Annotated in this window: 18 protein-coding genes; 14 read left to right on the top strand and 4 right to left on the bottom strand. The window is 56.3% G+C overall.

The genetic code is table 11. The annotated features are described in order from the left end of the window. The first annotated feature begins 7 nt into the window (after nt 1-7). The 14 genes from nuoE (at nt 8) to nagX (ending at nt 18,525) form a co-directional block, all read left to right on the top strand. Nucleotides 8-517 carry an NADH-quinone oxidoreductase subunit NuoE gene (gene nuoE, locus LC093_RS13575; protein WP_226665687.1) on the top strand — a complete coding sequence of 170 codons (510 nt, stop codon included), beginning with the start codon at nt 8-10 and terminating at the stop codon, nt 515-517. Continuing rightward, complete coding sequence (nuoF, locus tag LC093_RS13580) at nt 507-1,829, top strand: NADH-quinone oxidoreductase subunit NuoF (protein ID WP_226665690.1); 1,323 nt, start codon at nt 507-509, stop codon at nt 1,827-1,829. The genes nuoE and nuoF overlap by 11 nt, the downstream gene beginning before the upstream one ends. Nucleotides 1,830-1,922: 93 nt before the next feature. Beyond that, on the top strand, nt 1,923-4,760 hold the full coding sequence (nuoG, locus tag LC093_RS13585; protein WP_226665693.1) for an NADH-quinone oxidoreductase subunit NuoG: 2,838 nt from the start codon (nt 1,923-1,925) through the stop codon (nt 4,758-4,760). Beyond that, the gene (gene nuoH, locus LC093_RS13590) at nt 4,757-5,728 is read left to right on the top strand and encodes an NADH-quinone oxidoreductase subunit NuoH (RefSeq protein ID WP_226665696.1); all 972 of its coding nucleotides are present in this window, start codon (nt 4,757-4,759) and stop codon (nt 5,726-5,728) included. Before nuoG ends, nuoH begins: the two co-directional genes overlap by 4 nt. Before the next feature lie 22 nt (nt 5,729-5,750). After that, the gene (gene nuoI / locus LC093_RS13595) at nt 5,751-6,269 is read left to right on the top strand and encodes an NADH-quinone oxidoreductase subunit NuoI (RefSeq protein WP_226665698.1); all 519 of its coding nucleotides are present in this window, start codon (nt 5,751-5,753) and stop codon (nt 6,267-6,269) included. A gap of 25 nt (nt 6,270-6,294) precedes the next feature. Beyond that, the gene (gene nuoJ / locus LC093_RS13600; protein WP_226665700.1) at nt 6,295-6,834 is read left to right on the top strand and encodes an NADH-quinone oxidoreductase subunit J; all 540 of its coding nucleotides are present in this window, start codon (nt 6,295-6,297) and stop codon (nt 6,832-6,834) included. Beyond that, the gene (gene nuoK / locus LC093_RS13605) at nt 6,824-7,147 is read left to right on the top strand and encodes an NADH-quinone oxidoreductase subunit NuoK (RefSeq protein ID WP_264193086.1); all 324 of its coding nucleotides are present in this window, start codon (nt 6,824-6,826) and stop codon (nt 7,145-7,147) included. The genes nuoJ and nuoK overlap by 11 nt, the downstream gene beginning before the upstream one ends. Before the next feature lies 1 nt (nt 7,148). After that, nucleotides 7,149-9,029 (top strand): NADH-quinone oxidoreductase subunit L, encoded by a 1,881-nt coding sequence (gene nuoL / locus LC093_RS13610; RefSeq protein ID WP_226665702.1) that lies wholly within the window; start codon nt 7,149-7,151, stop codon nt 9,027-9,029. After that, on the top strand, nt 9,026-10,585 hold the full coding sequence (locus LC093_RS13615; protein ID WP_226665705.1) for a complex I subunit 4 family protein: 1,560 nt from the start codon (nt 9,026-9,028) through the stop codon (nt 10,583-10,585). The genes nuoL and LC093_RS13615 overlap by 4 nt, the downstream gene beginning before the upstream one ends. Before the next feature lie 65 nt (nt 10,586-10,650). Continuing rightward, entirely contained in the window at nt 10,651-12,183 is a 1,533-nt protein-coding gene (locus tag LC093_RS13620) for an NADH-quinone oxidoreductase subunit N (RefSeq protein ID WP_226665707.1), read from the top strand. Between the two features lie 79 nt (nt 12,184-12,262). Further along, on the top strand, nt 12,263-12,721 hold the full coding sequence (locus tag LC093_RS13625; RefSeq protein WP_226665709.1) for a hypothetical protein: 459 nt from the start codon (nt 12,263-12,265) through the stop codon (nt 12,719-12,721). Nucleotides 12,722-13,075: 354 nt separating this feature from the next. Further along, nucleotides 13,076-16,168, top strand: coding sequence for a glycosyl hydrolase family 18 protein (locus tag LC093_RS13630; protein WP_226665711.1), 3,093 nt, complete (start codon nt 13,076-13,078; stop codon nt 16,166-16,168). 187 nt (nt 16,169-16,355) lie between these two features. After that, nucleotides 16,356-17,345 (top strand): glycoside hydrolase family 16 protein, encoded by a 990-nt coding sequence (locus tag LC093_RS13635; protein ID WP_226665713.1) that lies wholly within the window; start codon nt 16,356-16,358, stop codon nt 17,343-17,345. Nucleotides 17,346-17,427: 82 nt separating this feature from the next. Beyond that, nucleotides 17,428-18,525 (top strand): transmembrane glucosamine N-acetyltransferase NagX, encoded by a 1,098-nt coding sequence (gene nagX / locus LC093_RS13640; RefSeq protein WP_226665716.1) that lies wholly within the window; start codon nt 17,428-17,430, stop codon nt 18,523-18,525. Nucleotides 18,526-18,603: 78 nt separating this feature from the next. Here nagX and LC093_RS13645 read toward each other — a convergent pair whose 3' ends face one another. The 4 genes from LC093_RS13645 to argJ form a co-directional block, all read right to left on the bottom strand. Continuing rightward, the gene (locus LC093_RS13645; RefSeq protein ID WP_226665719.1) at nt 18,604-21,075 is read right to left on the bottom strand and encodes a TonB-dependent receptor plug domain-containing protein; all 2,472 of its coding nucleotides are present in this window, start codon (nt 21,073-21,075) and stop codon (nt 18,604-18,606) included. Between the two features lie 354 nt (nt 21,076-21,429). Then, nucleotides 21,430-22,251, bottom strand: a complete 822-nt coding sequence (locus tag LC093_RS13650; RefSeq protein WP_226665730.1) for an MBL fold metallo-hydrolase — start codon at nt 22,249-22,251, stop codon at nt 21,430-21,432. Nucleotides 22,252-22,397: 146 nt separating this feature from the next. Further along, entirely contained in the window at nt 22,398-22,796 is a 399-nt protein-coding gene (mutT, locus tag LC093_RS13655) for an 8-oxo-dGTP diphosphatase MutT (RefSeq protein WP_226665738.1), read from the bottom strand. Next, nucleotides 22,796-23,995, bottom strand: a complete 1,200-nt coding sequence (gene argJ / locus LC093_RS13660) for a bifunctional glutamate N-acetyltransferase/amino-acid acetyltransferase ArgJ (protein ID WP_226665741.1) — start codon at nt 23,993-23,995, stop codon at nt 22,796-22,798. The genes mutT and argJ overlap by 1 nt, the downstream gene beginning before the upstream one ends. Nucleotides 23,996-24,078: the final 83 nt, after the last annotated feature.

Here is a 24,078-nt window from a genome sequence, read left to right on the forward strand (position 1 = left end):
TAAGCAGATGCCAGAACCACCCCCGATACAACAGTTAAGCGCGGACGAAATTGCAGAAATTGAGCACGAGGCAGCGGCCTACCCCACACGCCAGCCACTCGGGCTCGAAGCACTACGCATTGTGCAGCAGTATCGCGGCTGGGTTTCCGATGGCGCACTACAGGCGCTGGCACACTATCTCAAAGTACCCGTTGCCGAACTCGATAGCCTGGCAACCTATTACCAGCTGATTTTCCGCCAGCCGGTGGGGCGCGAAGTCATGCTCCTTTGCAACAGCGCCTCGTGCTGGGTGATGGGGTGTAGCCGCGTACAAAAACATATCCGACAACAACTCAATATTGGCCCAGGGGAAACTACCGCCGACGGTATTTTCACCCTGCTGGAGACTCCCTGCCTCGGCGACTGCGACAAGGCACCGGTGATGATGGTAGGGACGGAAATGCATCGGCAACTGGATTCGGAAAAAATTGATGCGCTGATACGAGCTCTGCGGGAGCGACACCACAGTGAGGATTGATACCAGCCTGCGCACACCGTTGACGAAAAATATCCGTGCGGGTACCTCCGGTGCCGTTCCTCTCGACGACTACAGGAAAAACGGCGGTTATCGCGGACTGCAGAAAGCCCTGACTATGCCTCCTCGCGATATATCCAAACTGGTACAGGACGCCGGTCTGCGCGGCCGCGGCGGGGCCGGCTTCAATACCGGGCTCAAATGGAGCTTTGTTCCGTCGCAGGAGGATTACAGCGGGCAACGCTACCTGGTGTGTAACGCCGACGAGATGGAGCCGGGCGCATTCAAGGACCGTTATCTGCTGGAACGGGATCCACACCTGTTGCTGGAAGGCATGGCAATTGCCGCCCGGGCGATTGGCGCGACCCGAGCCTATATATTCCTGCGCGGCGAATACCCCCTCGCAGCCGAGCGCCTGCGTTCGGCGATCGCCGAAGCAGAATCCGCTTCGCTGCTTGGTCCCGGGGTTTTTGGCGGTAAATTCAGTCTGCAGGTACACCTGCATCGCAGCGCCGGCAACTATATTTGCGGCGAGGAAACCGCGCTGCTGAATGCATTGGAAGGCAAGCGCGCCATTCCGCGAGCCAAGCCGCCATTTCCGCAGGTCAGTGGTCTCTGGGGTTGCCCCACTGTGGTCAATAACGTGGAAACCCTCTGCAATCTTCCGCATCTGTTGATGCTGGGGGCGGAATGGTACCGCTCGCTCGGGCGTGGCAAGAACGCGGGCAGCAAACTTTTTGGTGTCAGCGGGCGGGTAAAAACCCCGGGACTCTGGGAGCTGCCCATGGGTACCCCGATCCGGGAAATCGTCGAGCAATGCGGCGGTGGCATGCAGCCGGGCTACCAGTTACGTGGATTACTGCCGGGCGGTGGTTCGACAGATTTTCTTGGCCCACAGCATCTCGATCTCGCCATGGACTACGATGTGATAGGCAAGGCCGGCAGTCGTATGGGCACAGGCACCATTCTCGTCCTCGACGATAAAACCTGCCCGGTGGGCCTGGTGCTGAATTTGCAGCGTTTTTTCGCCCGGGAATCCTGTGGCTGGTGCACGCCCTGCCGCGATGGCCTGCCCTGGGTTGTGGATATTCTCGAACGTATTGAACAGGGACACGGCAAAAAGCAGGACCTGGATCTGCTGCAGGAACTGGCACACAGAATGGGGCCGGGAAAAACATTCTGCGCCCTCGCCCCCGGCGCAGCGGAGCCACTGGAAAGCAGCCTGAACTTGTTTTTAGCGGATTACGTCGCGCATATCGAACAGGGTTCCTGCCCCTATGCGCAAAACACTGCGCCGCTGATGGAAACAATCTGAGCCGGCTCGCTGCGCTCGCGCTCACAATGTAAAAGAACTTCGATAACAGAGCAGAACCAAAGGACACCGGCAGGGGATGCCGGTTTTCATGTCATGGCGACAATAACAATAGATCACCGACCCTACGAGGTGGATGACGGGCAGAACCTGCTCAGCGCGTGCCTGAGCCTGAAGATAAACCTGCCCTATTTCTGCTGGCACCCGGCCATGGGCTCCGTTGGCGCCTGCCGCCAATGCGCCGTGGTGCACTTCAAAAGTGCGGAGGATACCCGTGGCAGGCTGGTCATGGCCTGTATGACACCGGTAAATCACGGCGATCTGTATTCCATTAACGCGCCCGAGGCGCAGGTGTTTCGCGCCGGTATTATCGAAAACCTGATGACCAACCACCCCCACGACTGCCCGGTTTGTGAGGAAGGGGGTGAGTGCCATCTGCAGGATATGACCCTGATGACGGCGCATACCCAGCGCCGGTTTGAAGGTCTGAAACGTACGCATAAGAACCAGTACCTCGGCCCGTTTATCAATCACGAGATGAACCGCTGCATCACCTGTTATCGCTGCGTGCGCTTTTATCAGGATTACGCCGGTGGCACCGATCTGCACGCCTTCGGGCGCAATCACCAGATTTATTTTGGCCGGCAGGAGAATGGACAATTGAAGAATGGATTCAGCGGCAACCTGACCGAGGTCTGCCCCACCGGCGTGTTTACGGATAAAACCTTCAGCCGGCGCTTTGTACGCAAGTGGGATTTACAAACCGCACCCTCGGTGTGCGAACACTGCGGTGTCGGCTGCAACACCGCGCCAGGTGCACGGGACGACGGAAAAGGAGATCCTCGCAAACTGCGCCGGGTAGTCAATCTCTACCACCGCGATATCAACGGCTATTTCCTGTGCGACCGAGGACGCTTCGGCTACGAGTACACCAACAGCCCACAGCGCCTGTACCAGCCATTATCGGCAACGTCGGAACCTCTGATCTGCACCACCGCGAATGGCGAAGAAAAAATCCAGCAGCCTCTGGCGCCGGGCGATGCCATCGCGTGCTTTGCGGATCTGGTGGACGAAGCCCTGCATAACAAGCGCCGCTTGATCGGTGTTGGCTCACCGCGCACTTCGCTGGAAAACAACTTTGCCCTGCAGACGCTGGTCGGCCGGGAAAACTTCTATGCCGGCGTCTCTGCGCGGGAAATGGCCCTGCTGAAACTCAGCGACCAGATTCTGCAGGACCCGCAACTCTACAGTCCGACCACGCCAGAGATCGAACAGGCAGATGCCGTGGTCATCCTTGGTGAAGACATCAGTAACAGCGCCCCGCGTATTGCCCTCGCGGTGCGTCAGGCCGCGCGCCAGGTACAACGACAGCGAGCGGATGCCCTGCATATTCCCCAGTGGCAAGACGCCTCCGTGCGGGAACTGGAATCAGGATCCACCCCCATTTTTATTGCCTCTGTAGAACAGACGGATCTGGACGATATCGCCACCGACGTCCTGCACACCGCACCACAGGCAATTGTTGAATTTACCAAACAGCTAACCGCCCAGTTACACGTTGCTTCGACACCCGAAGACAAGCCCGGTACACTGGAAAAAGTAGCGGCAGCGCTGCGCGCTGCCAAAAACCCATTGATTGTCTGCGGAACCGGTCTACTGTCGCAGCCTCTGCTTGCTGCAGCCGCACAACTGGCGCAAACCGTCGCCTGTCAACATTCAAGTAAACGTTGTGCACTTTACCTGGCCTTCCCGGACACAAACAGCGTAGGGCTTGTCCAGGTCAGCTCCGCGACCCGCAATCTGGATAGCCTGTCGCAACTACTGGACAACAGCGATATACCCACCACGTTGATTGCGCTGGAAACCGATTTCTACCGGCAAATGCACACGTCCGCCGCAGACAAATTGTTAGCGGATGTGCAACTGATACATCTGGATTTGCTCCACAATGCCACGGCGCGGCGCGCTGACCTGGTATTTCCGGCTGCGGCGACGCCGGAGTCTGAAGGCACACTGATCAATAGCGCCGGGCTGGCCCAACGTCACTACTGCGTTTACGAAGGCAGTGGCTATATACAGGAAAGTTGGCGCTGGCTGGCCAATGTGGCCGCCGCCTGCGCGGCCCGCGCTGGCGGTGTTGAAAAGATACCGCAGCTCGGCGAAATTGCCCGCTGGGAACATGTAACACAACTCAGCGATGCACTGGCACACGCCTACCCACCACTGGCGCCCCTGGCGGAACTGGGCCCGGAGTGGAATGCACTGCTGGACGGTGAGCGCGTGGCCCGCCAACCACACCGCTACAGTGGGCGGACCGCACTCTACGCAGAAACCGCCGTCGCCGAGCAGCCGCCGCCCCGGGATAGCGACGCGCCGATGAATTTCTCCATGGAGGGAATTCCCTTTGCCGGCCGCGATCCTTTACAGACCCACAACTGGGCTCCAGGTTGGAATTCAAACCAGGCCGTGCATAAATTTCTCACACAGGTAACCGGGGAGATACAGGGAGGCAGCAGTGGCCTGTATTTACAACGCGAACCCGAAACGTTCGAAACCTTCGAAACCTTCGAAACCTTCGATCACACAGCCAGCCCTGGCGAAGCACAAGCGGAATCCGATACCTTTGTCCCGGTCCCACTTCAACGCCTGTTCGGTTCCGGTGAACTCAGCAATGCCGCAGAAGCCATTGCCTCAGTGCTCAGAGAACCGGTCGCACAATTTCATATCGATGACGCACAGCGCCTGCAACTGAATTCGGGTGACTACGTAAGATTCCGTGGTTTTGCCGGCAAGTTCCAGGTCACGGTCGGCGATGCGGCAGCGCCCGGGTGTATCGGATTTATTACGGGATATACCAGTCCACTGCCCACAGGCACACTGCCGGCCGGCGACATTGAACGCGTCACCAGTAACACTCCCGGGGGCTCTGGATGACGGCGGCACCCAGTGCGGAAACCTTCCCGGTGTGGCTGAATATTTTCGGCATTCTTATCTCGGTGGTTGTCATCGCGGCCGGACTTACCTGGGTTGAGCGTCGGTTGCTCGGGTTCTGGCAAGACAGACCCGGCCCCAATCGCGTCGGCCCTTTCGGTCTGCTACAGGTAGTGGCGGACATGCTGAAATTATTCTTCAAGGAAGATTTCATTCCCCGTTTCGCGGATATCCCTGTTTTCGTACTGGCGCCAGTCATTGTTATGGCAACCATGCTGCTGGGATTTTCGATTATTCCGTTTGCTCCTGCCATTGGCATCATTGACCTGAATATCGGGTTGCTGTTCTTCTTCGCCATGAGTTCCATGGCCGTGTACAGCGTGGTGCTGGGCAGTTATGCGTCCAACAATAAATATGCCCTGCTCGGCGGCCTCCGCGCCGCAGCACAAACAGTCAGCTATGAAGTGTTCATGGGCATCAGTCTGATGGGCGTGGTCATGCTGGCAGGCAGTTTTGACCTTCGCAGCATCGTGCTCGCCCAACAGGGTGGCTGGTTTGTTTTACCGCAATGTGTCGGCTTTGCCATTTTCCTGGTTGCGGGCATTGCGGAAAGTCACCGCCTGCCATTCGATCTGCCGGAAGCAGAGCACGAGCTTACTGCGGGCTATCACACTGAATATTCCGGGATGAAATTCGGCATGTTTTTTGTCGGTGAATATCTGTCGATCCTGTTGATTTCTTCCCTGATCACGACGCTTTTCCTCGGGGGCTGGCTCGGTCCCTGGCTGCCGCCAATCCTGTGGTTTGCGCTCAAGACCGGGCTACTGGTCGGCCTCTTCATCCTGTTGCGCGCCGCTTTGCCGCGCCCGCGATACGACCAGCTGATGACGTTCGGCTGGAAACTCATGCTGCCACTGGCGTTGCTGAATCTGGTGGCAACCGGAGGACTGCTGTTATGGCGCGCCGGATAGTGCATTACCGCGGAGCCGGCTCATGATTGGCAGTGCCCTGCGCAGTCTGTGGCTGGTATTCCGTCACCTGTTTCGCCGCAACGTCACGGTGCAGTATCCGGATGAGCAGCCCTACCTGGCGCCCCGCTACCGCGGTCGTATCGTGCTCACCCGCGACCCGGATGGGGAAGAGCGCTGTGTTGCCTGTAACCTGTGCGCGGTGGCCTGTCCACCAGACTGTATTTCGCTGCAGAAAACCGAAGACCCCGACGGCCGCTGGCGCCCGGAATTTTTCCGTATCAATTTCAGCCGCTGCATCATGTGCGGACTGTGCGAAGACGCCTGCCCCACCTACGCCATTCAACTGACACCGGATTTTGAAATGTGCGAATACGACCGCCAGAACCTGGTGTACGAAAAAGAGGACCTTCTGATTGACGGGCCCGGCAAGTACCACGAGTACAACTTCTACCGCATCGCCGGCAAGGCGATCGCGGGCAAAGACAAAGGGGACGCGGCAGGTGAAGTGGAGCCTGTAAACGTGCGCAGCCTCAACCTCTGACGGAGCGGAGATACTGGCCATCACTATGCAACTCAGCGCCTTTTACTTCACGGCCGCAATAGCTGTGGCCGCTACCGCCATGGTGATTGTTTCCCGTAACGCCGTGCATGGTCTGCTGCATCTGGTTGTGTCCTTCCTGGCCTGCGCCGTCATTTTCTTTCAACTGGGGGCACCTTTCGCCGCGGCACTGGAAGTTATCGTCTACGCAGGTGCCATTCTGGTACTGATGGTTTTTGTCATCATGCTCCTGAATCAGGGCAAGGCCACTGTGCAACAGGAAAATGCCTGGCTGCGTGGGGAAAACTGGCTGGGCCCCGCCATTCTCTCCGCGCTGCTGTTGGCACAATTGCTGTTTTTACTCTGGGGGGACACCACCAGCGCAACACCGTCATCTGACACTCTCGCGACCCGGCCCAAAGCCGTAGGACTGGCCCTGTTCGGAAAATACCTGCTCGCGGTTGAACTCGCCTCTCTGTTACTGCTTGCCGCCCTCGTAGGTGCCAGTCACCTGGCTCGCCGCCCGGCACACGCCAGTGGCCGGCGGGAGATCCCTGATGGCCACTGAACTCATCGTCCCAATTTCCGTCAATCACGGACTCGGGCTCGCTGCCATTTTGTTCTGCCTCGGTCTCACGGGGCTGCTGTTGCGGCGCAATATGCTGTTCATGTTGATGAGCCTGGAAATCTGTACCAATGCAGCCGCGCTCGCATTCATCGTGGCCGGTGCACACACGGCAAGTCCCGACGGGCAGGTAATGTTTGTGTTCATCATCACTCTGGCAGCGGCGGAAGCCGCCCTGGCACTGGCGTTGATCCTGCAGTTCTACCGCCACAAGCACACGGTCGACATCGACCAGATGAATGCCATGCGGGGCTGACATGGCTCTACTCCTGTGGTGGATCCCGCTGATGCCGCTCTTGGGCTTTATAACCCTCAGCTGTACGCCACTGTGGTTGCAGCGTGAGCCTTCAGAAAAATTCACCACGGTCCTTGGCGTCGGTAGTGTCGGCCTCGCGGCGCTGCTAACCGCAGCGCTGGGAGCCGGCTTCCAGACACACGATGCAACAATAATCCAAACTCCTCTGTGGCAGTGGGTACAGGTCTCCGACGGCAAGTTCCCGCTACAGCTGAATTTCGGCTTTCATGTGGATGCATTGACTCTGGTGATGCTGAGCGTAATTACCGGAGTCGGCTTTTTGATTCACGTTTACTCCGCAGCCTACATGCGCGGGGACGACAGCTACCGGCGATATTTCGCGTATCTGAACCTGTTTGTTTTTTCGATGCTGGTGCTGGTGCTGGCGGACAACCTGGCACTGCTGTATCTCGGTTGGGAAGGTGTCGGACTGTGCAGTTACCTGCTGATCGGTTTCTGGTATCGCAACCCGGACAACGGGCGCGCCGCGCGCAAAGCCTTTATCGTGACCCGCGTTGGGGATACGGCCATGCTAATCGGGCTCCTCCTGCTACTGAAGGAGTTTCATACCCTCTCGCTGCAACCGCTGATGAATGCCGTGCGCTCGCCCGGCGCTGATCCCGAAGTCCTCACTCTTGCGGCCCTGCTGCTACTTGGTGGTACCACAGGAAAGTCTGCGCAGCTTCCCCTGCAGACATGGCTGCCCGATGCCATGGCGGGCCCCACCCCGGTCAGCGCGCTGATTCATGCAGCGACCATGGTCACCGCCGGCGTCTATCTGGTGGCTCGCTGCCACGATCTGTTCCTGCGTTCAGAAATCGCCATGCTCGCGACCGCAACCATTGGCACCCTGACCCTGCTACTGGCGGGTATCAGTGCGCTGGCGCAAACTGATCTGAAACGGGTACTGGCCTACTCCACTATCAGTCAGCTGGGCTATATGTTTCTGGCCCTCGGTGCCGGTGCATTTTCCGCCGCCGTCTTCCACCTCGTGACCCATGCATTCTTCAAGGCACTACTGTTTCTCAGCGCCGGTGTGGTGATCCTGAGCCTGCACCATGAGCAGGACATTCGCAGCATGGGCGGTCTCAGGAAAAAATTGCCTCTGGTTTGCACCGCCTTCGCCATCGGCTGCGCCGCGTTGGCCGCCCTGCCACTCACCTCCGGTTTTTTCAGCAAGGAACAGATTCTGGCGCAGACGTGGAATACCTTCGGTGGACTGAATCCCTTCTGGATTGGTGGGATTGTCGGCGCGCTGGTTACCGGAATGTACAGTGCACGTTTACTGACACAGGTATTCTTCGGTCGCGAGGGCAGTGCCAGCCAACACTGCCGCAGCGCCCAGATGCCCGCCATGAGTGTGCCATTAACCGTCCTCGCCCTTCTTGCCCTGCTGGGAGGTGCCATTCCACTCCACCTGGACAGCGTATTCGGCAGCATAGGCAATCACCATGTACCCTCCCTCGTGCAGTGGATTGCTGCAGCAGCACCGATCTGCGGCATCCTGATATGGCTCCTGATCCGATATCTTGCCGAACAAAACCGCGCGAAGACACAGAGCCATTTTTTCTTTCCCATACTGCAAAACTGGGCGAGAAATGGTTGGGGGTTTGACCGCCTGTACCAAGCACTGCTTACTGCGCCATTGCGCTGGGTCGCCTCTGCCAACCGCGATGATATTGTGGATAAGTGCTACGCCAGTGTCGGTAGCACGTGCCTCCGTTTACATTTTTGGCTCAGCCGAACTCAGTCCGGACTGTTGCGTAGCTACCTCACCGCGATCGTCGCCGGCGTGATCGGAGTTTTATTCCTGTTCCTGCTGATTACAGCGGTGCGCCTATGACGCTGCTGCTGATTTTACTCCTGTTACTCGCGGCCGCCGTGCTGTGTTGCCCCCTGGAAAAAGTGCATCCGGGTAGCAGCCGTGCACTGGCCATTTTCAGTCTGCTCATGACCACCGTACTGTTATTTGGCTACCTGTGGGCACCGCGAGTATTTACGGTCCCAGCTACACTTGCCGATCTCTGGTGGGATCAATTGAACTGGGCCTGGATACCCCGTTTTGGAATCCGCTTTCACCTGGGTATTGATGGCCTCGGTTTTCTCATGCTTGCGCTGACCCTGGGTATGGGGTTGTTCGGCCTCTGGATAACACCAGGTCAGATCCGCCAACGCGTGGGTCTGTTTCACTGCTGCTATCTGTTGACCATCGCCGGCGTGGTCGGGGTTTTCACTGCGCTCGATCTTTTTCTGTTTTTCTTTTTCTGGGAAGTCATGCTTATTCCCATGTTCCTGCTTATTGCGATCTGGGGCTACGAAGACAGAACCCGCGCAGCCATCAAGTTTTTCATTTTTACCCAGGCCAGCAGTCTGTTGATGCTGGCCGCCATTGTGGCACTCGCCTATCTCAGTTATTTGCAGAACGGCGAAATTACTTTCTCACTGCAACATCTCGCGCAGGCCAGATTACCCCTGCATACCCAGTACTGGTTAATGTTCGGTTTTTTTATTGCTTTCGCAGTAAAACTGCCCGCTGTGCCTCTGCACCCCTGGCTGCCCGACGCCCACACCCAGGCTCCTACAGCGGCGAGTATCCTGCTCGCCGCCGTGCTGCTCAAAACCGGAGCCTATGGTCTGCTACGTTTCACCCTACCGTTGTTTCCGGAGGCCTGTAGTGCCTTTGCTCCGTTAGCGTTGATGATCGGCGTAGCAAGTATTGTCTATGGCGCCATGGCCGCCTACGCCCAACAGGACATCAAACGACTGGTGGCCTATTCGAGTGTGAGTCATATGGGGTTTGTCTTGATCGGGGTATTTTCCGGCAATTCCACAGCGACACTGGGGGCGATCACACTGATGATCGCGCACGGTCTGAGCAGTGCCGCGCTGTTCGGTATGGTCGGTAAACTACAGCAACGCTTTCACAGCAGGAATATCGCAGAAATGAGTGGACTGTGGGCGACATTACCAAGACTTTCCGCTGTCGCACTGGTGTTTGTGATGGCCGCCATTGGGCTGCCGGGACTGGGAAACTTCGTGGCGGAGTTTCTGGTTCTGGTCGGCAGCTTTCCGTCCTATCCCTGGCTGACTACGGCGGCTGTTTCGGGTGTCATCCTGGCCGCGATGTATGGCCTTCGGCTGCTACAGCGGGTGTTTTTTGGTCTACCCCACTCCAACCAAGTTACACCGGACATGCAAGACCTTTCGCGCAGGGAGCTCGCCGTATTTTCCTGCGCAGGTCTCCTGTTGCTGTGGATAGGGCTCTATCCACAGCCACTCCTGTCACAGGCAAAGGAGTGGGTCGAAGTTATCCACAACCGCACGATTGAGAACCCAGCAAATTACACTCCGCGCAGAGATGGCGACTCCAGGCTCAAAGGCAGTGAGGCAGGTTACTGATGATTGTGCAGAATCTATCGGCCATTACCCCACTGCTGATCCTGGGTGGCGGTGTCGTTATTTTAATGCTGCAGGTCGCTTTTTTTCGTGGGCATCGCGGCGCACTTGCTACGACGTTATTGACACTGATCGCGACTACAACAAGCTGCCTTTTTCTTTTGCGAACTTTGCCCACTCAGGGACATACTGTAACCGGGTTATTGCTGGTAGACCGGCTTAGTCTGTTCTATTGCCTGCTCAATATTTTTACCGCCGCTATCGTTTCGGCAATCGGATTCCATTATTTGTGTGCACGACTGGCCGGCCAGTCTGAAAAACCACATCACAGTGAAAGTTATCCCGAAGCGTTTTATATTCTTTTGCTGCTCATCTCGCTTGGCGCCTGCACACTGGTCAGTGCTAACCATTTCGCCAGCTTTTTTCTAGCGCTCGAGTTAATAAGTATTTCGTTCTACCCATTGCTTGCCTTCTCAGTACATGGAGACCGATCCCCCCTGCGGGACCAGATGTTGTCTCTTGAGTCCGGATTCAAATACCTGATGACTTCCGCTTTCGCAACCGCCGTCGGACTGTTCGGTATCGCCATGGTTTTTACCGCGAGCGGCTCGCTGGCATTTTCCACACAGCCATTGACCAGCGACCTTTACCAGGCGGGACTGGTTCTGTTTCTCGTTGCTGTTGCACTCAAGTTGTCACTGGTGCCCTTTCACTTCTGGACCCCGGATGTATACCAGGGCGCCCCAACGCCAGTAACGGCTCTGATAGCAACGCTGGGCAAGAGTGCGTTAGTTGCGGCTTTGTTGAAACTTGTTCACACTCTTCAGCTATTTGAGCTTCCGATAATTAACCTGCTGATAGCAACATTGGCCGCCGCCAGCATGATCATTGGTAACCTGCTCGCTCTGCGTCAACAGAATATAAAGCGGCTGCTCGCCTACAGCTCCATCGCTCACCTTGGATACGTGTTTGTTGCTCTGCTGCTGATTGACGAGCGCTTCGCTCGAGAGGCTGTTTCCGCTTATCTGGTCGCCTACGTGCTTACAACCCTCAGTGCATTTTCGATTGTCAGCCTGGTGGCCGATTCGGAACTTCCACACACTCCCGGCGGCGCTCATCCGCTTCAGGACCATGCCCGGGACCCGTTTCAACGCGCTTTTTACCGCGGCCTGCTTTGGCGAGCGCCGGTATTATCCATATATTTTATCGTCGCCCTGCTATCCCTCGCCGGCATTCCACTTACTCTCGGGTTTTTCGGAAAGTTCTATCTATTCTCAGCAGGAATCCAGGGCCAGCAGTGGTGGCTACTGATCGCTTTAATAGCGGGTAGTGCACTCGGACTTTACTACTATCTTGGGCTGATACTGGATCTGCTAAAGCGGCAGGATTCCGCCGTGGCTGGCGATAACAGGGAAACTCCGGAGAAAAAACCGGATTCGATCAACATGCTTAAGCCTGCGGGGTGTCAAAAAACCAGTGTGACCGATCGCCCGGAATCCATTGCACTTTCCGGCTGGCTGGTTTTGCTATTACTGACCATTCTGCTACTCGGGTTCGGCGTTTATCCCTCGCCCTTGATCAACTGGATAATTGCACTATAACCATAGGGAGAAGTTACTTTCTTCGCCGGACGGATTTGTCGATAACTATAATGAATTTGTGTAACAGGCAGGCACAGCAATGAAGACATTCAAACAGGCCCACGAAGTTCTCAAAGACGCGCAGAATTTTCATCTGGATATGGCTGGCATTTACCGTCATATGCAGGAGAACACAGAGGACAAGCGCACCAAGTTACTCCTTGAGCATCTGCATGAACACGAACTGCGGATGGCAAACAACCTGAAAAACTACGGTGCGGTTGCCGAGCATAAAGTGATGCAGACGTGGCTCCAGTACACCCCTGAGGAAAGCGCCAGCCACCTGGTAAAAAACCTTTATATGAGTGATAAACCAAGCCTGGAGGAAGTAAACAAGCTTGGACAGGAAGTTGACCGCTACTTTTCCGATCTCTATCACTCGGTATATGAGTCCATTGAATCGGAGGAAGTCAAAGACGTTTTTGACAACCTGAAACAGATACAGGACAAAGAACGTATTACCCTGTCCAAGGCAACCAACTCGCTGTGGGACATGTAAATACTTTCCCGGTAAGCAGCGCCTTTTGCGTGAAAATAGACCCCAGAACGTCTGCAATCAGCAGGTTTTCACGTAATAGCCAAGCCCAAAAAAAAGATTTTTGCGCCATTCACGCGGAAACAGTTCTTGTTTTCCACGCCTCCTGTGCCCGTAGATCCCCGTGAATTGCCACGCAGTTTTAATAAATATCAAAAAAATTGGCGCAGTATTTCTCAAATATTGCAGTTTCGTGAAGTTTCTCGGTTGTTTTGATCATTGGCCGTTGCTACTTTTGACAGCGATGTCATTTCATTGGCACCGATGTTCTAGTGTCGTGATTCCAATAAAAATAAACTCCCGCAAGGTGAACAACTTATGCTCAACAACAAGCTAAAGCTTGGCTTTATTGCTGCCGCCATGCTCTCCGCTGGCCACAGCTACGCCGCTGTAGACTGCGACGGCCTTCCCGTATGGAATGCCTCCGACTCTTACTCCGGTGGCACCCAGGTTCAGTACAACGACAATGCCTATAAAGCCAACTGGTGGACTCAAAATCACAACCCTGAAACACACTCTGGCCAGTACCAGGAATGGAGCCTGGTAGACAGCTGTAGCGGCGAAGTCATTGTTGACCCGCTTCCCCCCACTGGATCCATCACTGCGCCAACTGCGGGTTCTTCCGCAACCGAAAATGACAACGTTGTCATCCAGGTCTCCGCCAGCGATACGGATGGCCAGGTCGAATCCGTAGCCTTCTACGTCGACGGTGCCCTGATCGCCACCGATACCGCCGCGCCGTGGGAAGCCAACTGGACTGCTGCGGCCGGCACACCGGAATTTACCGCGGTAATCACTGACAATGACAGCCTGTCCACAACCACGGCTGCGGTTTCCATTACTGTTGAAGCCGAAGTCATCGAAGGCCCGCAGGCACCCTCGGTCTCCCTGACCGCCCCGGCAGACGGTTCCAGCCACACCACCGGCGACGCCGTGACCATTTCCGCGACCGCCAGTGACAGCGACGGCACCGTGACCCAGGTTGAGTTCTTTGTGGACGGCAGCCTGATCGCCACCGATACCAGCGCGCCCTACTCTGCCAGCTGGACCGCGGCGCTCGGCGACCACGTGATTTCCGCTGTGGCCACTGACAGCGATGACCTGACCGCCAGTGCGGAGAGCAATGTTTCCGTAAGCGACGCTACCGATCCGGTTGTCACCGAATTCCCGTGCCGCCCGGACGGTCTCTACACCTCCCCCGGCACTGCGCCGAACTACTGTGACATCTACGATGCCGACGGCCGCGAAGATATGGGTGCGGACCACCCGCGCCGTATCATCGGCTACTTCACCAGCTGGCGTAATGGCGCCAACGGCCAGCCCAGCTACCTGGTGAAAGACATTCCGTGGGGCAAGATCACCCACATCAACTACGCGTTTGCCCACGTTGGCAGCGACTACAGCGTTTCCGTCGGCAATACCGACAACCCGGATAACCCCGCCACGGGCATGGAATGGCCAGGTGTTGCGGGTGCAGAAACTGATCCGGATTACGCGTACAAGGGCCACTTCAACCAGCTGTCCAAGTTCAAGGAACAGTACCCGGAGGTGAAAACCCTGGTGTCGGTTGGCGGCTGGGCGGAAACTGGCGGCCACTTTAACGACAACGGCGACCGTGTGGCCGACGGTGGTTTCTACACCATGACCACCAACGCCGACGGCAGCGTCAATCACGCCGGTATCGAAGCGTTCGCCAACTCTTCTGTGGAATTTATCCGCAAATACGGCTTCGACGGTGTGGATATCGACTACGAATACCCCACCTCGATGAACGACGCCGGCAACCCCATGGACTTCGGTATCGCCAACCCGCTGCGCGGCTCTTTGATGGAGTCCTACGTTGAGCTGATGCGCGTACTGCGCGAGAAGCTGGACGCCGCCGGTGAAGCGGATGGCACCCACTACATGCTAACCATCGCTTCCCCCTCTTCCGGCTACCTGCTGCGCGGTATGGAAACCATGCAGATCACCAAGTACCTGGACTACGTCAACATCATGACCTACGACCTGCACGGTGCGTGGAACGAGTATGTTGGCCACAACTCCGCGCTGTTCGACAACGGCAACGACCCGGAACTGGCCGCGGCCGGCGTCTACAGCACCTCCCAGTTCGGCGGCATCGGCTACCTGAATATTGACTGGGCGGTGAAGTACTTCCGCGGCTCCATGTCTGCAGGCCGTATCAACGTGGGTATTCCTTACTACACCCGCGGCTGGCAGGGCGTGACCGGTGGCAACAATGGCCTGGGCGGCTCCGCTTCCCTTCCGGCCCAGTCTGAGTGCCCCGAAGGTACCGGCGCTGCGTCCGATTGCGGTAATGGCGCCATCGGCATCGACAACATGTGGCACGACCTCGACAGCAACGGCAATGAGATGGGTGCTGGTTCCAACCCGATGTGGCATGCCAAGAACCTGGAAAATGGCATCCTGGGTAGCTACGTGACCGAGTACGGCCTCGACCCGGTGAACGACCCGGATGACGCGTTGGTAGGTACTTACGTACGCAACTACGACAGTGTTTCCGAAGCCCCCTGGCTGTGGAACGCCGACAAGAGCGTGTACATCTCCACCGAAGATGAAGAGTCCATGGACGCCAAGGTTCAGTACGTGATCGACCAGGGCGTGGGCGGCATCATGTTCTGGGAGCTGGCCGGCGACTACGATTGGGACGCGGCATCTGGCGAGTACTATATGGGTGACACCCTGACCACGATCGCCTACGACAAGTTCGCCAACGCGGCCAAGTACCGCGAACTGCGCACCGACCGTGTTGTACCGGAAGAAGCCCTGAACATCGATATCGAGATCACCGGCTTCAAACTGGGCGACCAGAACTACCCGCTGAATCCGACGCTGTCCGTCACCAACAATACCGGAGGCCCTCTGCCCGGCGGTACCGTATTCGAATTCGATATGCCGACCTCCACCTCTAGTGTCATCACCGACCAGAGCGGTGCCAACCTAGAAGTGATTGAAGATGGCGCGAATGCCGGCGGCGGCAATGTGGGCGGTCTGGAAAATGAATTCCACCGCGTACGCTTCAGCCTCCCGGCATGGGAAAGCCTGGGTAATGGTGAAATCTGGGATATGACCCTGAACTACTACCTCCCGGTTTCCGGCCCGCAATCCTACACCGCGACCGTCAACGGCACCACTTACGCGCTTGCGTTTGAGTACCCGGAGCTGCCTGTAGTCGAGCTGAGCGGTGAGGGCGGTGGCGGCGCTCAGAGCTGTACCGATGCTGGCGTCAGCACCGACGGACTGGTGACTTACCCAGAGTGGCCGCGCAGTAACCACGCGGCAAGTGGCGACCAGATTATCCACAACGGCTCTGTATTCAAGGCCAACTGGTGGACCCAATCTGAACCCAGTGCTACCGACGGTAGCTGGACTCTGGTGTGCTCAATCTGAACAGGATGAAGACTGAATCCATCGGCCGGTTCAGCAGTACCGGCCAACTCTCACAGGATGGATATTAAAGTTTCTCTCTGCGTTGTGACTGATAGGAAATGCTCCTATGTTCGCCCCGGTTTTTACCGGGGCTTTTTTCGTTTTATCCCGGTGCTTTTCAGTACACCCGACAAGTAAGGAAATCCCCATGAAGTATCTTCCCAAACCGCTAAGACTGCCGGTCACCGCGGCACTGTGCGCAACCGTCCTCTGTGCCTGCGCAAAAGAAAAGATATCCACAGACGCAGCTCAGGATGAAACCACATCGGCAGCGACAGAGGTGGCCACACCGACATCAACGGACAAGATATTTTTTGATGATTTTTCCTACCGTTCTTTTGAAGAAATGGGAAAAAACCAGTGGAAAGCCCGCACCGAAACCGGCCACCCCGGTATTCCTGGCGCACGCTGGTCAGAGAAAGGCATTGCTTTCCTGGCCGACCAGGAACATCCCGACAACACCCTGCTGCGCATGACGTCGTCGACCGATGGCTCCGGTGAAAACACCGATCACACCCAGTTCTGTCACCAGCGCAAATACCTCTCCGGTACGTACGCGGCCCGGGTATTCTTCCGCGATGAGCCAACCTCCGGCCCCGACGGCGATCAGATCATCGAAACCTTCTATACCATCAGCCCGCTGAACGCACCGATGGATCCGAATTACAGTGAAATGGATTTCGAATACCTGGCCAATGGTGGCTGGGACGAACCGGACAACGCCCTCTTTGCCACCAGCTGGGAAACCTTCAAGCTGGATCCGTTCATCAAGGAGAACGAATTCACCACCAGGCCCGGTAGCTTTGCCGGCTGGCACACACTGGTGTTGCAGGTAGCCGATGACCAGATCCGCTATTTTGTCGACGGCGAGCAGTTTGCTGAACACAGCGAAAAGGTATACCCAGAAGAACCCATGTCCATCAACTTCAATCTCTGGTTTACCGAAGAGGGACTGATCGACTCCAGTGAACCCCGGACTTATCAACAGGACGTGGACTGGGTTTACCACAACGCAGGACAAGTACTGAGCCCGGCGGAGGTCGATCGTGCAATCGACGCCCTGCGTGCGGATAAGGTAGCATTCACCGACACCGTGCCGGATTGGGAACCAAAACTGGAATCTCCCTGCGGTCTTTGACAATCCGCATGATTCTCCAAGGGGGCGATTGGGCAAAAAGTGCCCAGCCGCTATCCAGTGACTGAATATTGAAGTAGTTGTTATGGTCAATAAAAAACAGCGCCTCGCATCGGTGGATGCCCTGCGCGGATTCGACATGTTCTGGATTATCGGTGGTGAAGCGCTTTTCCTGCCGCTGTTCGCCCTCACCGGCTGGTCCATCTTCCACTTTGGCCATGGCCAGATGCAGCACACCCAGTGGAATGGATTCAGCTTCTACGACCTGATTTTCCCCCTGTTTATATTTCTTTCTGGCGTGACCCTCGGCCTGGCAAACAAGTCCTTGCGCGGCCTGCCGATAAGCGATCGCGCCCCGGTGTACCGCAAAGCGGTCAAGCGTCTGTTCCTGCTGATCGCACTTGGTGTGCTCTATAACCATGGCTGGGGTACGGGTATTCCCGCCGACCTCGGTGATATCCGTTACGCCAGTGTACTCGCCCGTATCGGTATTGCCTGGTTTGTTGCCGCCATGATCGTGTGGCACTGCGGCATCCGCACCCAATATGGCATTGCCGCGGGGATACTGTTTGGCTACTGGATTCTCCAGGTCAGTGTTGGCTCACTCACGCCGGCCGGGTCGGTGAATGCCTGGGTAGACCAGCACTTCCTGCCGGGGATTACTTACCAACATCGCCCTTACGACCCAGAGGGTGTTCTGTCCACCATCCCGGCCATCCTGAATGCGCTGGGCGGTGTCTTTGCTGGCCGCTGGCTGGCTCGCCACAGTGGCGATCACAAGGCCATTCTCAAGGGCCTGTTTATCGCTGCGGCTGTGTGCCTTCTCGCCGGCTTTCTCTGGCATTGGGTATACCCGGTCAACAAAGAACTCTGGACCAGCTCGTTCGTACTGGTCAGCGTTGGCAGCTGCCTGGTACTGCTGGGAATCTTCTACCTGGTTGTGGATATGTGGCACTGGAAAGCGTTCACTTACTTCTTCTCGGTAATCGGCTGCAATGCCATTCTGGTATATCTGGGAACCAGCCTGGTCAACTGGCAGTACAGTAGCAAAAGCGTATTTGGTGGTATTGCGAATGCACTACCCGAAGCAGCGGGCACCTTACTGATCGCCTGTGGCGTGATTCTGCTGCAATGGCTGGTCTTGCGTTTCCTGTACAAGCGCGGGATTTTTATCAGTCCGTGATGGACCGGTGATTGAACCCATTGCGAAATAAAAAACCCGCTGCAAGCAGCGGGTTTTTTTATGGGCACTTCCGTTCGATCAGAACTCGTAGCGGGTTCTCAGGTAGTAGAAACCACCTTCAAACCCAAACGGGGAGAACTGGCTGTAGCGATTACCGGCGCCGTCAGCACCACCCGGGTTTTCTTCCGGATATTGATCAAACAGGTTCTGGGCACCGAACATAACCGTACCCTTTTCGTTAAAGGCATAAGCCACTTCGGCATCCACCAGGATTTCGCCGCTGTATACGTTGCCGTCTTCCGAATCAAACCAGTCATCGTAGGAACTGACTCGACCGACAAACTTCCAGTTGCCCATGTCGGTGGTACTCGACAAACTCAGGCGACTTTCGGGCAGGCCCTCTTCCAGCTCACGAATGCGGGTTGCATCGATCGTCTCCGGGGAGTATTTGTCGACTTCAGTCTGGGTATTGTTGTAGGCCAGGCTGATCACAGTGCTATCGCCAATCGCTTCGGTCAGGTAACTGGCAACGATATCGACACCCTTCGTGGTGGTATCGAAATCGTTAGTAAAGAAGCGGAAGTTTTGCAGGTTGGCCGCGCTGGTCACGCCGGAGGCCACCAGGCTATCCACCTCGTCCTGAGTCAGCGAGTACAGCTGCGAGGGCGCGATCCGGTCTTCCATTTCGATATTAAAATAGTCAACGGTGATATCCACCGCCCCCAGGGTAAATACGGCACCCAGCGTCCAGCTGGTGGATTTCTCCGGGTTCAGGGCTTCACCACCGCGTAGCTCCGCAACCGGATTGGTTGATGGAATAGTACCGTTGTTGACCAGGTCACCCAGCGCCAGGTCAAACTCGGTGGACACATTGAACGCGTTGGACTGGCCCGGTGTCGGAGCGCGGAAGCCGGTACTCCAGGATCCCCGCAGCGAGATGGCTTCGGTAACATCAATATTGGTTGCCAGCTTGCCATTGGTGGTGGTTCCGAAGTCTTCGAAGTCCTCGAAACGCAGTGCCATCCCCATTAACCAGCCGTCGGTGATATCGGCTTCCATGTCTACATAGGTGGCGATGTTAGAGCGGCTCCACTGCCCTCCCGCCAAAGGACCAAAGCCCGGAAAGCCGTTGGAGGCAGCGCTGAAGCCCTGGTCCGCCAGCGGACCAATCTCGTAAGAGGCCTCGTCGCCGGTGGTGATCTCAAATGTCTCGTCGCGCCATTCGAAACCGGTAGCCACACTCAGCTCAGAGGCGAGCCCAACCTCAAACCCCTTAACGAAATCAATGTTGAAGTTTTTCTCCAGCTGGGTGTAAGCGCCGGGATTGAAATCAGTCGGCGTCAGGGGACCGAGAGAGGCGTTTACAGTGTTGTAGATAAAAAAGTTCACATCGTTATAACCAAGGCTTGCGCTCACATCGTACTGCCAGCCACTTTCGGTTTCACCGCGCAGCCCCGCAACGCCCGCCAGGTCGGTCACGTCACCGCCAAAGCGCGGGGTAAAACCACCGGGAAACATTTCGGTAAACGAGAAACACTCATCACTGGACTGGGCATCCGCGTGACTGAACCCGGCACAATCCATCACACCGTTGCTCGGATCCAGATCCCCGACCAGCGGTGCGCCAGTAGCCGCGTTCATGAACACCGCACTGCGGGTTTCCGGGTTACGGAAATAAAAGCCGCCGTCTACATGCTTGGTGCCGTAGTTACCAAATGCATAGAATTCCTTGCCGCCGCCAAGCTCCAGTCCTAGGTTCACCACGGTTTTCAGATCGTCATCGATCTGCGGACGGCCCCAAACCTGCGCTGGATCCGCCACATCGGTATTACCAGCCTCGATCAGTGCAATAGCATCGTTGCGCTGGATACTGCGGTCGGTGTCTTCCGACATACCGTACTCAAAACTCGCATTCACAAAACCCTGTGAAGTGAACGGCATACCGAAATTACCGGATACAGTGAACTGGGCTCCATCCCCTTCGTAGAACTGACCGGTTTTTACTTCCATCACGCCGCCGCTATCCGACTCCTTAAGCTTAAAATTCATTACTCCGGCAATGGCATCGGAACCGTACTGCGCCGCAGCACCGTCGCGAAGCACTTCCACCTGTTGCAGCGCAATGGCGGGAATCTGGGAAATATCCGGCCCCTGGGCACCATCGGACACGCCGTTACCCAGCCAGGCAATAACCGCTGCGCGGTGGCGGCGCTTGCCGTTCACCAGCACCAGAGTGTGGTCAGGGGCCAGTCCACGCAGGTTGGCCGGGCGCACGATACTCGCCGCATCACTGATGGGCTGGGTGTTTACGTTGTAAGACGGGACCACATTGCGCAACAGCGTACTCAGGTCTGTATCACCCTGATTCATGAAATCGTCGCCGGTAATCACGTCGATAGGCACCGCGGAATCAGTCGCCGTGCGCCCCTCTACACGGGTTCCGATGGTAACCACTTCCTCGATCAGCTCCTCTGCACCAACAGGTACAGCAGCCGCAGTAATTGCCAGTGCGAGTAGAGTTTTGGTTCTCAGTGAGTTCTTGCTCGTCATAGAAGCCTTCCATTAGCTCATTGATTTATCGTTTTTTATCGATGCATGAAATGCACCGTGAGAGACTCAGTGGAAGTTTTGCAAGAACCATGACAGCTTTTCCGCACGCTACGGAAAACCACTTTTCTGTACAGCGAGGACCTGCCCAAGCTGCCAATTTAGTAGAAACTGAACACTTTTCTTCAGCAGACGCTGAAAACTTTAAAAGGTACGTACTTTTATCCAGTGGAGGGCGGGGAATTCAACTTATATGCACGAGAAGCCTGGTCAGCTTAATGACCCAGGGATTTCTGCCGCACACTTGTGCACCAAATCGCAAAAAATTCAGTTAAAAAATGGTGCAAAAAAGAACGATTAGATGCCAATCAGGGTGTCGGAATCAACTTGGAGACAGGACGCAATCAAGTTGCGCTTACAGAAGTCATAGCGGCTGGCAAAGCTCAGGAAGTTTTCCGGTCCCAGTAACTGTCGAGTGATGTCTTTCACAGCCAGGCCACTTTCCCGCAGGTCGCGCGCGCGCCCGGCGAGGTCGAGCAAGTAATCATATTTTTGCCGCAACTTTTCCCGGCCGTCTTTCACAACACCGCGGTGGGGGCAAAGGAGCACTTCAAAATCCAGCGCCAGTACCCGGTGGATGCTCTTCAACAGCGTTGGTACATCCTCTTCCCGGCGCAAAAACTTGAGATAACTGGCTATATACAGGTCGGCGCTGAACAACCAGCCCCGCTGTGGCAGCAAGTAGCAATGCATATCACTGACGTGACCCGGCGTCGCAATGGGTAATACTGGCTCACCGTCGATGCTGATGTTCTGCGGAAGAGTTTCCGGATCTGCCCTGCCCGCACTTCCCCAGACAATTTTCTGTATCAGGGGAATAGAAAAGCCCTTGCGGAGAATGTCCCCGGTTTCCTGCGGCGCCCGGGGGCGAATGCCGGTCAATTTATGAATGGCGCCGGCGTTGCCACTGTGGTCTTCATGATGATGGGTGAGCAGCAGTTGCTGGATGGGACGCTGCTGAATGAAGTCGCGGACGTACTTCCATTGATTCGTCGGGCCGCAGTCGATCAGCGTATCTCCGAGCCGGTAGACAATAAATGAGGTATTGATCCCATGATTAAAACGGCCGACCCGGATACCCTCCAGGTCGCGGTAACGGATGTGATCGAGAACGGACACGGTGGATCCCCATCTGCATTGGCGAGCCTTCTTTGTAAAAGATCCCATGGGGAAATAACATCACGATATCCTTGTTCCGGCGTGACATTTCCGACCCGGCCCGCCCCCGAACATCGGGCACCGGCTACGGTACCCGGGAAAGCGGCTCAGATCTGGCGGGATTGCACGGCTGCTACGATCGGCTCATTGGCATCGGGAAATTCATACTGCGACAGATCATCCACCGCCACCCAGGCCAACGACTGACCTTCCACCCCGCGGGCTTCACCGCTGAATTCGGTGACCTCCCAGGTGTCCAGCAGCACGGTTTTCTCCGGGTACTCGTATCTCACTTCAATCAGCGCCGACAACGCCTGAATATCAATCGCCAACTCCTCACGAAGCTCGCGCGCCAGCGCCTGCTGTACCGTTTCACCATCTTCGACCTTGCCACCGGGAAACTCCCAGCGTCCGCCCATATGCAAATGGTCCGGCCTTTTCGCCAGCAGGATTCGGCCATCAGCGCGCCGAACGACACCCACGGCAACATGCACAACCTTACCCATCAGGTGCGATACTCCGCATTGATGGTCACATACTCGTGGGAAAAGTCGCAGGTCCAGATATGTTCACAAGCATCGCCACGCTGCAGGTCCACCACAATAGTGAAGTCAGCCTGCGCGAACACCTTCTGCCCGGCTTCTTCGGTATACCCGTCTGCACGGCCACCGTTTTCCACAATCTGGATATCATCAAGGAAAATACTGATTTTACTGGTATCCAGGTTTTCGATACCGGCATTGCCTACCGCCATCACAAGACGCCCCCAGTTTGGATCCGATGCATACAGCGCGGTTTTGACCAACGGGGATTCACCAATTTCAAAGGCGACCGCCAGGGCTTCCTGACTGGTCGCCGCGTTATTGACCTGCACCGTGACAAACTTTGTGGCACCTTCACCGTCGCGCACAATCGCCTGGGCCAATTCAATATGAACCTCTTCAATAGCCGCCTTTAGACGCAGGAAGTCTTCACTGGCTCCGTCATCAATGAGCGTGCCGGTCGCGCCGCTGGCGATCAATACACAGGCGTCGTTCGTCGAGGTATCCCCATCCACACTGATCCGGTTAAAGGAAGCCCCGACAGCGTCTTTCACGAGCTGATCCAGCAATGGTTGCGCTACCGCCGCATCCGTTGCTACATACGCCAGCATGGTCGCCATATTCGGCTGGATCATTCCGGCACCCTTGGCAATGCCCGTGATGACAATATCTTCGCCGGCAATGTGTACCTTGCGTGACGCAGTTTTGGGACGGGTATCGGTGGTCATAATGGCTTTCGAGGCGGAGTCCCAACCATCGGCAACCAGGCCAGCTACCGCTGACGGAATGGCATCCAGAATTTTGTGCACAGGCAAATGCTCACCGATCACTCCGGTACTGAAAGGCAATACCTGCCGCGGTGCGATACCCAGTGCGGATGCTACGCCGGCACAACACTGCCTGGCATTATCCAGTCCCTTTTCCCCGGTCGCCGCGTTCGCATTACCAGCGTTGATCAGCAGCGCGCGCACCCCACCTTCAGCAATATGCTCTTTCGCCACGATCACCGGCGCCGCACAAAAAGCATTTTGGGTAAAGGTTGCAGCGACACTCGCCCCTTCCGCGATTTCAATCAACAGCAGGTCATCTCGCTGCCATTGCTTGATTTGAGCGGGAACAGAAGCCAAACGAATTCCGGGTACCTGCGGCAGAGACTGCGCCATGAATATAGCCTTCTCAAAATATGGATAGAAAGCGGATTATATAAACCACTCAGCGCAAACAAAAAGGCCCACTGGGTTCAGTG

This window comes from Microbulbifer aggregans, from assembly GCF_020524005.1.
Taxonomy (GTDB): Bacteria; Pseudomonadota; Gammaproteobacteria; order Pseudomonadales; family Cellvibrionaceae; genus Microbulbifer; species Microbulbifer aggregans_A.